Raw genomic sequence first — 13,012 nt, 5'->3', positions numbered from 1 at the left:
GCCTTTTTTGTTTTTAATGTGGCATTATAAGATAGATGAAGATAGTTAAAAGGATGGAGGAATTAAATTGACTGAAGAACAAACAACTCAGCAAGAGATGAATGACCAATTATTGGTGAGACGTGAGAAGATGGCAGCAATGCAAGCAGAAGGAATGGATCCTTTTGGACAACGTTTTGAAAGAACTCACAATTCAAAAGAATTACATGATGCTTACGATCAATTTACAAAAGAAGAATTAAATGAAAAAGAATTAACAGCAACAGTTGCTGGACGTATTATGACAAAACGTGGAAAAGGAAAAGTCGGTTTTGCTCATTTACAAGACAGAGAAGGTCAAATTCAAGTGTACGTGCGTAAAGATGCGATTGGTGAAGAGCCATATGAACATTTCAAACAAGCAGATTTAGGTGATTTTATTGGCGTTACTGGCCAAATCATGAAAACTGATATGGGTGAGTTAACAATCAAACCAACTTCATTAACTTTCTTAACTAAAGCGCTACGTCCGTTACCAGACAAATATCATGGTTTAACAAATGTAGAACAACGTTACCGTCAACGATATTTAGATTTGATTAGCAATCGCGATAGTTTTGACACTTTTGTTAAACGTAGTCAAATCATCAAGGAAATCCGTAACTATTTAAATGAAAATGATTATTTAGAAGTTGAAACACCAACTTTACATAACATGGCTGGTGGAGCGGCAGCACGACCATTTATTACTCATCATAACGCTTTAGACATGGAATTATATTTACGTATCGCCCTAGAACTACATTTAAAACGTTTAATTGTCGGTGGTATGGAAAAAGTTTACGAAATCGGTCGCGTTTTCCGTAATGAAGGAATTGATACAACTCATAATCCTGAATTTACAATGATCGAAGTCTATACAGCTTATGCTGATTACCGTGATATTATGGATTTAACAGAAGGAATTATTCAACATGTTGCTACTAAAGTTAATGATAGCTTAACAGTTGAATATGGCGATCATAGTATTAATTTAGGTGGTTCATGGGCACGTATTCATATGGTTGATGCGATTAAAGCTCAGACAGGCGTTGATTTCTGGCAGGAGATGACAGATGAAGAAGCGCGTGCTATTGCTAAAGAGCATCATGTTCACGTAGAAGATCACATGGACTTTGGTCATGTGGTTAATGAATTCTTTGAAGAGTTTGTTGAAGATACTTTGATTCAACCAACCTTCATTTATGGTCATCCAACGTCCGTTTCACCTTTATCAAAGAAAAATCCAGAAGATGGTCGTTTTACGGACCGTTTTGAAGTCTTTATTGTAGGTAAAGAGTATGGAAATGCCTTTACTGAGTTAAATGATCCGATTGATCAACGTGAGCGTTTTGAAGCACAAGCTCGTGAAAAAGATCTAGGTAATGATGAAGCTCATGGGATTGATGAAGACTTCATTGAAGCTTTAGAATATGGTATGCCACCAACAGGTGGATTAGGAATTGGAATTGATCGCTTGGTTATGTTATTAACAAACTCACAATCAATTCGCGATGTCTTGTTATTCCCAACAATGAGAAATTAAAAACAAAAGCTCGTCTGAAAAGGCGAGCTTTTTATTTTTTAGTTAATAAAATAACGGACTTAAACTTTGGGTGATAAAATATAAAAATGTTATAAAAAAGTCTTGCATTTTATTTATGAACTTGGTATATTAATACATGTCCTTAAGAAGGGCGACATTGAAAGTATAAAGATTAAAAAAAGTTTGACATCATATTTTTAATGTGGTAACATAACAGAGTTGTTAAATAAGTCGATTAACTTCGTAATTAACAACAAAAAAATAAAATTAATTGTTGACATTGTCAACGGTTGATGATATTATAACTAAGTCGCTAACGCAATGAAGTTACAATTTGAAACTTCAAAAAATTCAAAAACACAAAAAAAGTTGTTGACACTAACAACTAAACGTGATATACTGAATGAGTTGCTAAAGCAACAAAGTTTAGACCTTTGAAAACTGAACAAAGTAAGACGAACCAAACGTGTAGGATGTTATCTTTTAGTAAGATAACAACACAAAAATTTTTATCAGTTTTATATTAAAACTGTATAGTGAAGTAATTCGCTAGCAATCATTAATGAGCTAAAGACTTCGGTCTTAATCATAACTTTTATTGAGAGTTTGATCCTGGCTCAGGACGAACGCTGGCGGCGTGCCTAATACATGCAAGTCGAACGCTTCTTCGAAAGGTGCTTGCACCTTTCATATAAGAAGAGTGGCGGACGGGTGAGTAACACGTGGGTAACCTACCCTTCAGCGGGGGATAACACTTGGAAACAGGTGCTAATACCGCATAATTGGTTTTGCCGCATGGCAGAACTATGAAAGACGCTTTCGGGTGTCACTGAAGGATGGACCCGCGCCGCATTAGTTAGTTGGTGAGGTAATGGCTCACCAAGACGATGATGCGTAGCCGACCTGAGAGGGTGATCGGCCACACTGGGACTGAGACACGGCCCAGACTCCTACGGGAGGCAGCAGTAGGGAATCTTCGGCAATGGACGAAAGTCTGACCGAGCAACGCCGCGTGAGTGAAGAAGGTTTTCGGATCGTAAAACTCTGTTGTTAGAGAAGAACAAGTGGGAGAGTAACTGTTCCCACCTTGACGGTATCTAACCAGAAAGCCACGGCTAACTACGTGCCAGCAGCCGCGGTAATACGTAGGTGGCAAGCGTTGTCCGGATTTATTGGGCGTAAAGCGAGCGCAGGTGGTTCTTTAAGTCTGATGTGAAAGCCCCCGGCTCAACCGGGGAGGGTCATTGGAAACTGGAGAACTTGAGTGCAGAAGAGGAGAGTGGAATTCCATGTGTAGCGGTGAAATGCGTAGATATATGGAGGAACACCAGTGGCGAAGGCGACTCTCTGGTCTGTAACTGACACTGAGGCTCGAAAGCGTGGGGAGCAAACAGGATTAGATACCCTGGTAGTCCACGCCGTAAACGATGAGTGCTAAGTGTTGGAGGGTTTCCGCCCTTCAGTGCTGCAGTTAACGCATTAAGCACTCCGCCTGGGGAGTACGGTCGCAAGACTGAAACTCAAAGGAATTGACGGGGGCCCGCACAAGCGGTGGAGCATGTGGTTTAATTCGAAGCAACGCGAAGAACCTTACCAGGTCTTGACATCCTTTGACCACTCTAGAGATAGAGCTTTCCCTTCGGGGACAAAGTGACAGGTGGTGCATGGTTGTCGTCAGCTCGTGTCGTGAGATGTTGGGTTAAGTCCCGCAACGAGCGCAACCCCTATTGTTAGTTGCCATCATTAAGTTGGGCACTCTAGCGAGACTGCCGGTGATAAACCGGAGGAAGGTGGGGATGACGTCAAATCATCATGCCCCTTATGACCTGGGCTACACACGTGCTACAATGGATGGTACAACGAGTCGCAAGGTCGCGAGGCCAAGCTAATCTCTTAAAGCCATTCTCAGTTCGGATTGTAGGCTGCAACTCGCCTACATGAAGCCGGAATCGCTAGTAATCGCGGATCAGAACGCCGCGGTGAATACGTTCCCGGGCCTTGTACACACCGCCCGTCACACCACGAGAGTTTGTAACACCCGAAGTCGGTGAGGTAACCTTTTGGAGCCAGCCGCCTAAGGTGGGATAGATGATTGGGGTGAAGTCGTAACAAGGTAGCCGTATCGGAAGGTGCGGCTGGATCACCTCCTTTCTAAGGAATATAACGGAATCCTACAGGTAAGTCACTTTGTTCAGTTTTGAGAGGTCTACTCTTAAAACTTAGGGGCCTTAGCTCAGCTGGGAGAGCGCCTGCTTTGCACGCAGGAGGTCAGCGGTTCGATCCCGCTAGGCTCCATTGATAACGAAAGTTATCAACTAATTTGTTCATTGAAAACTGGATAGTTAAAGATATAATTAATCAAAACAAACCGAGAACACCGCGTTGATGATAAGTACATTAGTACTATTCATAAGAGTTTTTAAACAAAGTTCAAAACGCTGTTTAAAGGATTGATGGAGCATGTATCGCTACATGTGGAAGTCAAAAATCTAACAACATTGTTAGTAAATTAGGTTAAGTTAATAAGGGCGCACGGTGGATGCCTTGGCACTAGAAGACGATGAAGGACGGGACTAACTCCGATATGCTTTGGGGAGCTGTAAGTAAGCTATGATCCAGAGATTTCCGAATGGGGAAACCCGGCAGCTGTCATAGGCTGTCATCATATACTGAATACATAGGTATATGAGGTGAGACGCAGAGAACTGAAACATCTAAGTACCTGCAGGAAGAGAAAGAAAATTCGATTACCTTAGTAGCGGCGAGCGAAACGGTAAGAGCCCAAACCAAGAAGCTTGCTTCTTGGGGTTGTAGGACTCAAATATGGTAGTTGTGATGGATAGTCGAATCGACCTGGAAAGGTCAGCCGTAGTGGGTAAAAGCCCCGTAGGCGAAATTGATCACACACCTATGAGTATCCTGAGTACGGCGGAACACGAGAAATTCCGTCGGAATCCGCGGGGACCATCCCGCAAGGCTAAATACTCTCTAGTGACCGATAGTGAACCAGTACCGTGAGGGAAAGGTGAAAAGCACCCCGGGAGGGGAGTGAAATAGATCCTGAAACCGTGTGCCTACAACAAGTCAAAGCCCGTTAATGGGTGATGGCGTGCCTTTTGTAGAATGAACCGGCGAGTTACGATAGCATGCGAGGTTAAGATGAAGAGTCGGAGCCGTAGCGAAAGCGAGTCTGAATAGGGCGCTTGAGTATGTTGTCGTAGACCCGAAACCATGTGATCTACCCATGGCCAGGTTGAAGGTGCGGTAAAACGCACTGGAGGACCGAACCCACGTACGTTGAAAAGTGCGGGGATGAGCTGTGGGTAGCGGAGAAATTCCAATCGAACTTGGAGATAGCTGGTTCTCTCCGAAATAGCTTTAGGGCTAGCCTCGGATTAAGAATGATGGAGGTAGAGCCACTGTTTGGACTAGGGGCCCATATCGGGTTACCGAATTCAGATAAACTCCGAATGCCATCCATTCATATCCGGGAGTCAGACTGCGAGTGATAAGATCCGTAGTCGAAAGGGAAACAGCCCAGACCACCAGCTAAGGTCCCAAAATATATGTTAAGTGGAAAAGGATGTGGGGTTGCACAGACAACTAGGATGTTGGCTTAGAAGCAGCCACCATTTAAAGAGTGCGTAATAGCTCACTAGTCGAGTGACCCTGCGCCGAAAATGTACCGGGGCTAAACATATTACCGAAGCTGTGGAATGTACTTTTGTACATTGGTAGGAGAGCGTTCTAAGGGCGTTGAAGGTAGATCGTGAGGACTACTGGAGCGCTTAGAAGTGAGAATGCCGGTATGAGTAGCGAAAGACAGGTGAGAATCCTGTCCACCGTATGACTAAGGTTTCCTGGGGAAGGCTCGTCCTCCCAGGGTTAGTCGGGACCTAAGCCGAGGCCGATAGGCGTAGGCGATGGACAACAGGTTGATATTCCTGTACCAGTAGTATTTGTTTGACCAATGGAGGGACGCAGTAGGCTAAGAAATCCACACGACTGGAAGTGTGTGGCCAAGCAACAAGTCTTGATGTGAGTAAAATGCTTACGTCTTCAAGGACAAGTTGTGATGGGGAGGGAAATAAAGTACCGAAGTTTCTGATGTCACACTGCCAAGAAAAGCTTCTAGTTAGAATACAACTGCCCGTACCGCAAACCGACACAGGTAGTCGAGGCGAGTAGCCTAAGGTGAGCGAGCGAACTCTCGTTAAGGAACTCGGCAAAATGACCCCGTAACTTCGGGAGAAGGGGTGCTGGTCTCCGGACCAGCCGCAGTGAATAGGCCCAAGCGACTGTTTATCAAAAACACAGGTCTCTGCAAAATCGAAAGATGACGTATAGGGGCTGACGCCTGCCCGGTGCTGGAAGGTTAAGAGGATGGGTTAGCTTTATGCGAAGCTCAGAATTGAAGCCCCAGTAAACGGCGGCCGTAACTATAACGGTCCTAAGGTAGCGAAATTCCTTGTCGGGTAAGTTCCGACCCGCACGAAAGGCGTAACGATTTGGGCACTGTCTCAACGAGAGACTCGGTGAAATTTTAGTACCTGTGAAGATGCAGGTTACCCGCGACAGGACGGAAAGACCCCATGGAGCTTTACTGTAGTTTGATATTGAATGTTTGTGACACATGTACAGGATAGGTAGGAGCCGTAGAGCTCGGTACGCTAGTATCGAAGGAGGCGTTGGTGGGATACTACCCTTGTGTTATGACCATTCTAACCCGCGCCACTTATCGTGGCGGGAGACAGTGTCAGATGGGCAGTTTGACTGGGGCGGTCGCCTCCTAAAGAGTAACGGAGGCGCTCAAAGGTTCCCTCAGAATGGTTGGAAATCATTCGCAGAGTGCAAAGGCATAAGGGAGCTTGACTGCGAGACCTACAAGTCGAGCAGGGTCGAAAGACGGACTTAGTGATCCGGTGGTTCCGCATGGAAGGGCCATCGCTCAACGGATAAAAGCTACCCTGGGGATAACAGGCTTATCTCCCCCAAGAGTCCACATCGACGGGGAGGTTTGGCACCTCGATGTCGGCTCGTCGCATCCTGGGGCTGTAGTCGGTCCCAAGGGTTGGGCTGTTCGCCCATTAAAGCGGCACGCGAGCTGGGTTCAGAACGTCGTGAGACAGTTCGGTCCCTATCCGTCGCGGGCGTAGGAAATTTGAGAGGAGCTGTCCTTAGTACGAGAGGACCGGGATGGACACACCGCTGGTGTACCAGTTGTTCTGCCAAGGGCATTGCTGGGTAGCTACGTGTGGACGGGATAAACGCTGAAAGCATCTAAGCGTGAAGCCCCCCTCAAGATGAGATTTCCCATTTCTTCGGAAAGTAAGACCCCTGAGAGACGATCAGGTAGATAGGCTAGGAGTGGAAGTACAGTGATGTATGGAGCGGACTAGTACTAATCGGTCGAGGACTTAACCAAGAATTTAAACGTAGGATCAAGGAATGTTTTGATTAAACTTTAACATCCAGTTTTGAGTGAGCAATTACTCAATTTAATAGATATCTAAGAGTGTGGTGATGATGGCAAGAAGGATACACCTGTTCCCATGCCGAACACAGAAGTTAAGCTTCTTAGCGCCGATGGTAGTTGGGGGTTTCCCCCTGTGAGAGTAGGACGTCGCCACGCTTAGATATTATTAATATCCCATGGAGGTTTAGCTCAGCTGGGAGAGCATCTGCCTTACAAGCAGAGGGTCAGCGGTTCGATCCCGTTAACCTCCATATGACTCGTTAGCTCAGTTGGTAGAGCATCTGACTTTTAATCAGAGGGTCACTGGTTCGAGCCCAGTACGGGTCATCATTTATATGCGGGTGTGGCGGAATTGGCAGACGCACTAGATTTAGGATCTAGCGCCTAACGGCGTGGGGGTTCAAGTCCCTTCACCCGCATTTATTAGCCGGCTTAGCTCAGTTGGTAGAGCATCTGATTTGTAATCAGAGGGTCGAGGGTTCAACTCCTTTAGCCGGCACCATTACGCGGAAGTAGTTCAGTGGTAGAACATCACCTTGCCAAGGTGGGGGTCGCGGGTTCGAACCCCGTCTTCCGCTTTTGTTATCTTAATAACAAAGGTATTATAAGACCAGTTGTAATACGCCGGGGTGGCGGAACTGGCAGACGCACAGGACTTAAAATCCTGCGGTGAGTAATCACCGTACCGGTTCGATTCCGGTCCTCGGCATTTTTCAAATATTATTTGCACCCATAGCTCAATTGGATAGAGTACCTGACTACGAATCAGGCGGTTAGAGGTTCGACTCCTCTTGGGTGCATTAAATACGGGAAGTAGCTCAGCTTGGTAGAGCACTTGGTTTGGGACCAAGGGGTCGCAGGTTCGAATCCTGTCTTCCCGATTTATTTTTACGCGGCGTAGCTCAGCTGGCTAGAGCGTCCGGTTCATACCCGGGAGGTCGGGGGTTCGATCCCCTCTGCCGCGATTATTGTAAAACAGAGCTTGGACCTTTAGCTCAGTTGGTTAGAGCAAACGGCTCATAACCGTTCGGTCGTAGGTTCGAGTCCTACAAGGTCCATTTTATTACATGGAGGATTACCCAAGTTTGGCTTAAGGGAACGGTCTTGAAAACCGTCAGGCGTGTAAAAGCGTGCAAGGGTTCGAATCCCTTATCCTCCTTTTAAAAATATCGCGGGATGGAGCAGTTGGCAGCTCGTCGGGCTCATAACCCGAAGGTCGCAGGTTCAAGTCCTGCTCCCGCAATTGCTTTAATAAGTATTAAAGTAAAAGAGTTATTGGTTTGGTAGTTCAGTTGGTTAGAATGCCTGCCTGTCACGCAGGAGGTCGCGGGTTCGAGTCCCGTCCAGACCGTTTCAAAAAGTTATCATGGCTTGGTAGCTCAGTTGGTAGAGCACTTGATTGAAGCTCAAGGTGTCAGCAGTTCGATTCTGTTTCAAGCCATTTTAGCGGGTGTAGTTTAGTGGTAAAACCACAGCCTTCCAAGCTGTTGTCGCGAGTTCGATTCTCGTCACCCGCTCTTTTTTTAAATTAGGGCCTATAGCTCAGCTGGTTAGAGCGCACGCCTGATAAGCGTGAGGTCGATGGTTCGAGTCCATTTAGGCCCATTATAACTAAATAGTTGTTATAAACGATGGCCCGTTGGTCAAGCGGTTAAGACACCGCCCTTTCACGGCGGTATCACGGGTTCGATTCCCGTACGGGTCATTTATAAGATGGAGGATTACCCAAGTTTGGCTTAAGGGAACGGTCTTGAAAACCGTCAGGCGTGTAAAAGCGTGCAAGGGTTCGAATCCCTTATCCTCCTTTTAAAAATATCGCGGGATGGAGCAGTTGGCAGCTCGTCGGGCTCATAACCCGAAGGTCGCAGGTTCAAGTCCTGCTCCCGCAATTGCTTTAATAAGTATTAAAGTAAAAGAGTTATTGGTTTGGTAGTTCAGCTGGTTAGAATGCCTGCCTGTCACGCAGGAGGTCGCGGGTTCGAGTCCCGTCCAGACCGTACGTAATATTGATTTTTGCGGGTGTAGTTTAGTGGTAAAACCACAGCCTTCCAAGCTGTTGTCGCGAGTTCGATTCTCGTCACCCGCTTTGTTTTGAAAAAAACAAACCATTTTCGAATGGGCCTATAGCTCAGCTGGTTAGAGCGCACGCCTGATAAGCGTGAGGTCGATGGTTCGAGTCCATTTAGGCCCATAAGTTTTGAATTTGGGGAAGTACTCAAGTGGCTGAAGAGGCGCCCCTGCTAAGGGTGTAGGTCGTTAACGCGGCGCGAGGGTTCAAATCCCTCCTTCTCCGTTTTAATATTTTAACAATGGCCCGTTGGTCAAGCGGTTAAGACACCGCCCTTTCACGGCGGTATCACGGGTTCGATTCCCGTACGGGTCATCATATAAGAGCAGAAATGCTCTTTTTTTTTATCTTTTTTTATTAACCAACAATAAACTAGCTTTTAAATATTAATAGTGAGTTTTTCTTTAAAATTTGTTATACTAGGAATGTTGCAAGATTCCCGATAGGATTTAAATAGTACTGTTATTTAAAAATGCCTTGTAACCGATAATATGAAGGGGGAATGAAAGATGAGTGAAAAACATTTATTTACATCAGAATCAGTATCAGAAGGACATCCAGATAAGGTAGCAGATCAGATTAGTGACGCTATTTTGGATGCATTGTTAGCTAAAGACCCAATGGCTCGTGTGGCGTGTGAGACGTCAGTTACGACAGGTCTTGTTTTAGTTTTTGGAGAGGTGACAACTTCAGCCTATGTTGACATTCAAAAAGTTGTACGCGATACAATCAAAGGTATTGGTTATACGCGTGCTAAGTACGGCTTTGATGGTGATACATGTGCTGTAATGGTAGCATTGGATGAACAGTCACCAGACATTGCTCAAGGAGTAGATGAGTCTTTAGAAGCTCGTGAAGCATCAGAATCTAAGGAAGATATTGGAGCAGGTGATCAGGGCTTAATGTTTGGTTACGCTTGTAATGAAACACCAGAATTAATGCCATTACCAATTTCTTTAAGCCATAAATTAACTCACAAGTTATCTGAGTTAAGAAAAGAAGATGTTTTACCTTATTTACGTCCAGATTCTAAGTCTCAAGTAACTGTTGAATATGATGAGCAAGGACAGCCACTTAGAGTAGATGCCGTTGTAATCAGTACACAGCATGATGAAGAGGTAACATTAGAACAAATTCAAAAAGATGTGAAGGAAAAAGTTATTTTTGATGTAATTCCAGCTGATTTACTAGATGGGAATACTAAATATTATATCAATCCAACAGGTCGTTTTGTGATTGGAGGCCCACAAGGTGATTCAGGACTAACAGGTCGTAAGATCATCGTGGATACTTATGGCGGTTATGCTCGTCATGGTGGGGGAGCATTTTCTGGTAAGGATGCTACAAAGGTAGATCGTTCTGCTAGTTATGCAGCTCGCTATATTGCTAAAAATGTTGTTGCAGCAAAACTTGCTGATAAATGTGAAGTCCAATTAGCTTATGCAATTGGTGTGGCACAGCCAGTTTCTATTTCAGTTGAAACATTTGGAACTGAAAAAATTGCTAAAAATGATATAATTAAAGCAATCCGTAAAAACTTTGATTTACGTCCCGCAGGTATTATTGATATGCTTGATTTGAGAAAACCAGTTTATCAAAAAACAGCTGCATATGGACATTTTGGTCGTACAGATGTTGACTTCACTTGGGAAAAAACCGATAAGGTTGAAGCTCTTTTGAACAGTTTAGCAGAGTAATAGAGGCGGCTCTTAGTGAGGAGGGATATCTTCATTAGGAGGCGCTATTTTTTTGGAACTTATTAGCTAAAAAAATGGCTGGTTTTGTGAATATAAGAAAAAGTATTAGAAAAGGAAGTGGAAAAGTGAATAAAAGAGAAACAAATGTCAAGATTGTAACTCTGACGGTTTTTATTGCAATCTTTATGACAGCGATTGAAGCTACGATTGTTTCAACAGCAATGCCAACAATAGCTGGTCAATTAAAGGGCGGCGAAATCATGAGTTGGGTATTTTCAATCTATCTGTTAACTAATGCGATGATGACACCAATCTATGGTAAGTTAGTCGACCGTGTAGGACGTAAACCGGTCTTTTTATTTGGGATTGTGGTATTTATCATTGGATCATCTTTATGTGGTATTTCAGGAAGTATGTTAGAATTGATTGTCTATCGTGCAATTCAAGGTATCGGGGCAGGAGCGATTATGCCAGTAGCGATGACAATTATTGCTGATATTTATCCGTTAGAAAAACGTGCGAAAATATTAGGTCTAAGTAGTGCTTTTTGGGGTATTGCTAGTGTAGTAGGTCCATTATGTGGTGGCTTTATTGTAGATACAATTGGTTGGCATTGGATTTTCTTTGTTAATGTACCAATTGGTATTTTATTAGTAATATTAACTATGATTTTCCTAGTAGAACCTAAAAATGAACATAAGAAACAGCCAATTGATGTAGCAGGTAGTTTATCGTTGATGATGTTACTATTGGCTTTACTGTATGGGTTCCAAACATTAAGTGAGCCAGCAGGAGCAAGTCTTATTACTGTCATTTGTTTTGCTTTAGTTATTATTTTTGGAGTTGTCTTTACTCGTGTTGAGAAAAAAGCAAAAGATCCAGTTATTTCTCTAGACTTGTTTAAAAATTCAACGTTTATGATTGTTAATTTAATTGCAGCTTTGGTAAGTGGTTTCCTAATGGGGATCGACGTCTATATTCCAATGTGGATGCAAGGAGTCTTGGGCTTGAAGGCAGCTTTAGGTGGTATGGCGTTAGCACCTTTATCCTTTACTTGGGTGATTGGCTCATTTGTTGCAGGTCGCTTACTTGAAAAAACAACGACTAAAAAAGCTTTAACAATTGGTTTATTTATTATTATTGTTGGGGGAGTATTCCTAGCTAATGTCCCAGTAACAACACCATTTTGGGCTTTCTGCTTGATTTCAGCTTGGACAGGGATTGGTTTAGGAATTACAATTACGTGTACAACCGTTAAAGCACAAAGTAGCGTCTCAGAGGATAATATTGGGGTAGCAACTTCATTTAATACATTGAGTCGTACTTTAGGTCAAACTATCATGGTTTCAATTTTTGGAGTAGTATTGAATAATCACTTTAATAAAGAAATGGTAGTACAAAGTGGTTTAGGAGTAAAACGTGAAATGATTGATCAATTGTCAAGTCATGAAACCTTGAACCTTTTAGATCCAAAATTGGTGGAACCATTGCGAAATATCTTATATACAGGTTTGCATACAGTCTATTTTGTTGGAATTATTTTACTTGTAGCAGCTTTTATTTTAAATAGATTCCAAAAATCAGAACGTCTAATCAAATAGAAAAAGCCAAGAGGCTGCTCGTTTAAGGAGCATGCTTCTTGGCTTTTTTTTCGATTGCGATTAGAATCGGTGGATTGTTTTTTTGATTGATAAATTGGTAAGATAGGACATTAAAATCTGCTTGAGGAATATTTTTAACGTAATTTAGGACCGCATCTTTTTCTGATAGTCCTCCCTCATGACCATAGTAGATTACAATGATGATACGTCCCTTTGGTGTTAAGTGAGATAAAAGAGCCTTTAAAGCAGTGAGAGTCGTATCACTTTTAGTGATAATACTTTTATCACTTTTTGGCAAATAACCTAAGTTAAAAATGGCTGCTTTTACTTTATCTTGTGCAGTTAACATTGTTTCTAAAGCTTCATGTCCTTTATGGTGTAAGTCAACTCTTGATAATAATTTTTCTGCTAAGAGTTTTTCAGTTGTGGTGTTGATCGCTTGCTCTTGAACATCGAAGCCAATCACCTTACCAGATTTCCCAACTAATTTCGCGAGAAAAAGGGTATCAAAGCCATTACCAACAGTCCCATCAACGACTAAGTCACCAGGCTCTATAATTTCGGTTAATAGCTCATGGCTATTATTTAAGGCTGTTTTTAACATAA

General features: G+C 43.4%; 4 protein-coding genes, 25 tRNA genes, 3 rRNA genes and 1 riboswitch. Of the genes, 31 read left to right on the top strand and 1 reads right to left on the bottom strand.

Annotated elements, in window-relative coordinates; translation table 11 throughout:
- Positions 1 to 67: 67 nt before the first annotated feature.
- From lysS to OL234_RS09895, 31 genes are all read left to right on the top strand, one after another.
- Complete coding sequence (lysS, locus tag OL234_RS10045) at positions 68 to 1,564, top strand: lysine--tRNA ligase (RefSeq protein ID WP_275469062.1); 1,497 nt, start codon at positions 68 to 70, stop codon at positions 1,562 to 1,564.
- Between the two features lie 594 nt (positions 1,565 to 2,158).
- Positions 2,159 to 3,715, top strand: a 16S ribosomal RNA gene (locus OL234_RS10040).
- 71 nt (positions 3,716 to 3,786) lie between these two features.
- Positions 3,787 to 3,859 (top strand) — tRNA-Ala (locus OL234_RS10035).
- A 217-nt stretch (positions 3,860 to 4,076) separates the two neighbouring features.
- Positions 4,077 to 6,989 (top strand): 23S ribosomal RNA (locus OL234_RS10030).
- A gap of 91 nt (positions 6,990 to 7,080) precedes the next feature.
- Positions 7,081 to 7,196: ribosomal RNA gene (gene rrf, locus OL234_RS10025) — 5S ribosomal RNA — on the top strand.
- The 16S, 23S and 5S rRNA genes sit together here with 25 tRNA genes alongside, the layout of an rRNA operon.
- A gap of 22 nt (positions 7,197 to 7,218) precedes the next feature.
- Positions 7,219 to 7,291: transfer RNA gene (locus tag OL234_RS10020), tRNA-Val, on the top strand.
- Positions 7,292 to 7,294: 3 nt separating this feature from the next.
- Positions 7,295 to 7,367, top strand: a tRNA-Lys gene (locus OL234_RS10015).
- Positions 7,368 to 7,377: 10 nt separating this feature from the next.
- Positions 7,378 to 7,459: transfer RNA gene (locus OL234_RS10010), tRNA-Leu, on the top strand.
- Positions 7,460 to 7,466: 7 nt separating this feature from the next.
- Positions 7,467 to 7,542 (top strand) — tRNA-Thr (locus tag OL234_RS10005).
- A gap of 4 nt (positions 7,543 to 7,546) precedes the next feature.
- Positions 7,547 to 7,618, top strand: a tRNA-Gly gene (locus OL234_RS10000).
- Positions 7,619 to 7,663: 45 nt separating this feature from the next.
- Positions 7,664 to 7,749, top strand: a tRNA-Leu gene (locus OL234_RS09995).
- 17 nt (positions 7,750 to 7,766) lie between these two features.
- Positions 7,767 to 7,840, top strand: a tRNA-Arg gene (locus tag OL234_RS09990).
- Between the two features lie 7 nt (positions 7,841 to 7,847).
- Positions 7,848 to 7,921 (top strand) — tRNA-Pro (locus tag OL234_RS09985).
- A gap of 10 nt (positions 7,922 to 7,931) precedes the next feature.
- A tRNA-Met gene (locus OL234_RS09980) sits at positions 7,932 to 8,005 on the top strand.
- Between the two features lie 19 nt (positions 8,006 to 8,024).
- Positions 8,025 to 8,098, top strand: a tRNA-Ile gene (locus OL234_RS09975).
- Between the two features lie 11 nt (positions 8,099 to 8,109).
- Positions 8,110 to 8,199, top strand: a tRNA-Ser gene (locus OL234_RS09970).
- An 11-nt stretch (positions 8,200 to 8,210) separates the two neighbouring features.
- Positions 8,211 to 8,283 (top strand) — tRNA-Met (locus OL234_RS09965).
- A gap of 34 nt (positions 8,284 to 8,317) precedes the next feature.
- Positions 8,318 to 8,391: transfer RNA gene (locus OL234_RS09960), tRNA-Asp, on the top strand.
- Between the two features lie 17 nt (positions 8,392 to 8,408).
- Positions 8,409 to 8,481, top strand: a tRNA-Phe gene (locus OL234_RS09955).
- A 5-nt stretch (positions 8,482 to 8,486) separates the two neighbouring features.
- Positions 8,487 to 8,557, top strand: a tRNA-Gly gene (locus OL234_RS09950).
- 14 nt (positions 8,558 to 8,571) lie between these two features.
- Positions 8,572 to 8,645, top strand: a tRNA-Ile gene (locus tag OL234_RS09945).
- A 28-nt stretch (positions 8,646 to 8,673) separates the two neighbouring features.
- Positions 8,674 to 8,745, top strand: a tRNA-Glu gene (locus tag OL234_RS09940).
- 10 nt (positions 8,746 to 8,755) lie between these two features.
- Positions 8,756 to 8,845: transfer RNA gene (locus tag OL234_RS09935), tRNA-Ser, on the top strand.
- Between the two features lie 11 nt (positions 8,846 to 8,856).
- A tRNA-Met gene (locus OL234_RS09930) sits at positions 8,857 to 8,929 on the top strand.
- Between the two features lie 34 nt (positions 8,930 to 8,963).
- Positions 8,964 to 9,037, top strand: a tRNA-Asp gene (locus OL234_RS09925).
- 18 nt (positions 9,038 to 9,055) lie between these two features.
- Positions 9,056 to 9,126, top strand: a tRNA-Gly gene (locus OL234_RS09920).
- Positions 9,127 to 9,157: 31 nt separating this feature from the next.
- Positions 9,158 to 9,231: transfer RNA gene (locus OL234_RS09915), tRNA-Ile, on the top strand.
- 14 nt (positions 9,232 to 9,245) lie between these two features.
- Positions 9,246 to 9,333, top strand: a tRNA-Ser gene (locus tag OL234_RS09910).
- A gap of 18 nt (positions 9,334 to 9,351) precedes the next feature.
- Positions 9,352 to 9,423 (top strand) — tRNA-Glu (locus OL234_RS09905).
- Positions 9,424 to 9,531: 108 nt separating this feature from the next.
- Positions 9,532 to 9,620: riboswitch (SMK box riboswitch) on the top strand.
- Positions 9,618 to 10,805: a methionine adenosyltransferase gene (gene metK / locus OL234_RS09900; RefSeq protein ID WP_275469061.1), complete on the top strand. Its 1,188-nt coding sequence runs from the start codon at positions 9,618 to 9,620 to the stop codon at positions 10,803 to 10,805. It overlaps the preceding riboswitch by 3 nt.
- Before the next feature lie 74 nt (positions 10,806 to 10,879).
- Positions 10,880 to 12,406: an MDR family MFS transporter gene (locus OL234_RS09895; protein WP_437184426.1), complete on the top strand. Its 1,527-nt coding sequence runs from the start codon at positions 10,880 to 10,882 to the stop codon at positions 12,404 to 12,406.
- A 22-nt stretch (positions 12,407 to 12,428) separates the two neighbouring features.
- On the opposite strand, the gene mnmM is transcribed toward OL234_RS09895, so the two are convergent.
- A complete protein-coding gene (mnmM, locus tag OL234_RS09890) occupies positions 12,429 to 13,010 on the bottom strand; it encodes a tRNA 5-(aminomethyl)-2-thiouridylate-methyltransferase MnmM (protein ID WP_275469059.1) in 582 nt (193 codons plus the stop codon).
- Positions 13,011 to 13,012 lie beyond the last annotated feature (2 nt).

It is taken from the genome of Vagococcus intermedius (assembly GCF_029144185.1).
GTDB classification, from domain to species: Bacteria; Bacillota; Bacilli; order Lactobacillales; family Vagococcaceae; genus Vagococcus_D; species Vagococcus_D intermedius.
The sequence above is the reverse complement of the archived record's forward strand: the minus strand, read 5'-3'. Positions and strand labels throughout refer to the sequence as shown.

Excerpts from the sequence above, each read along its gene's own strand:
- OL234_RS09895 (WP_437184426.1), top strand. The coding sequence starts at position 10,880 with ATGGCTGGTTTTGTGAATATAAGAAAAAGTATTAGAAAAGGAAGTGGA.
- mnmM (WP_275469059.1), bottom strand. The coding sequence starts at position 13,010 with ATGTTAAAAACAGCCTTAAATAATAGCCATGAGCTATTAACCGAAATT.
- metK (WP_275469061.1), top strand. The coding sequence starts at position 9,618 with ATGAGTGAAAAACATTTATTTACATCAGAATCAGTATCAGAAGGACAT.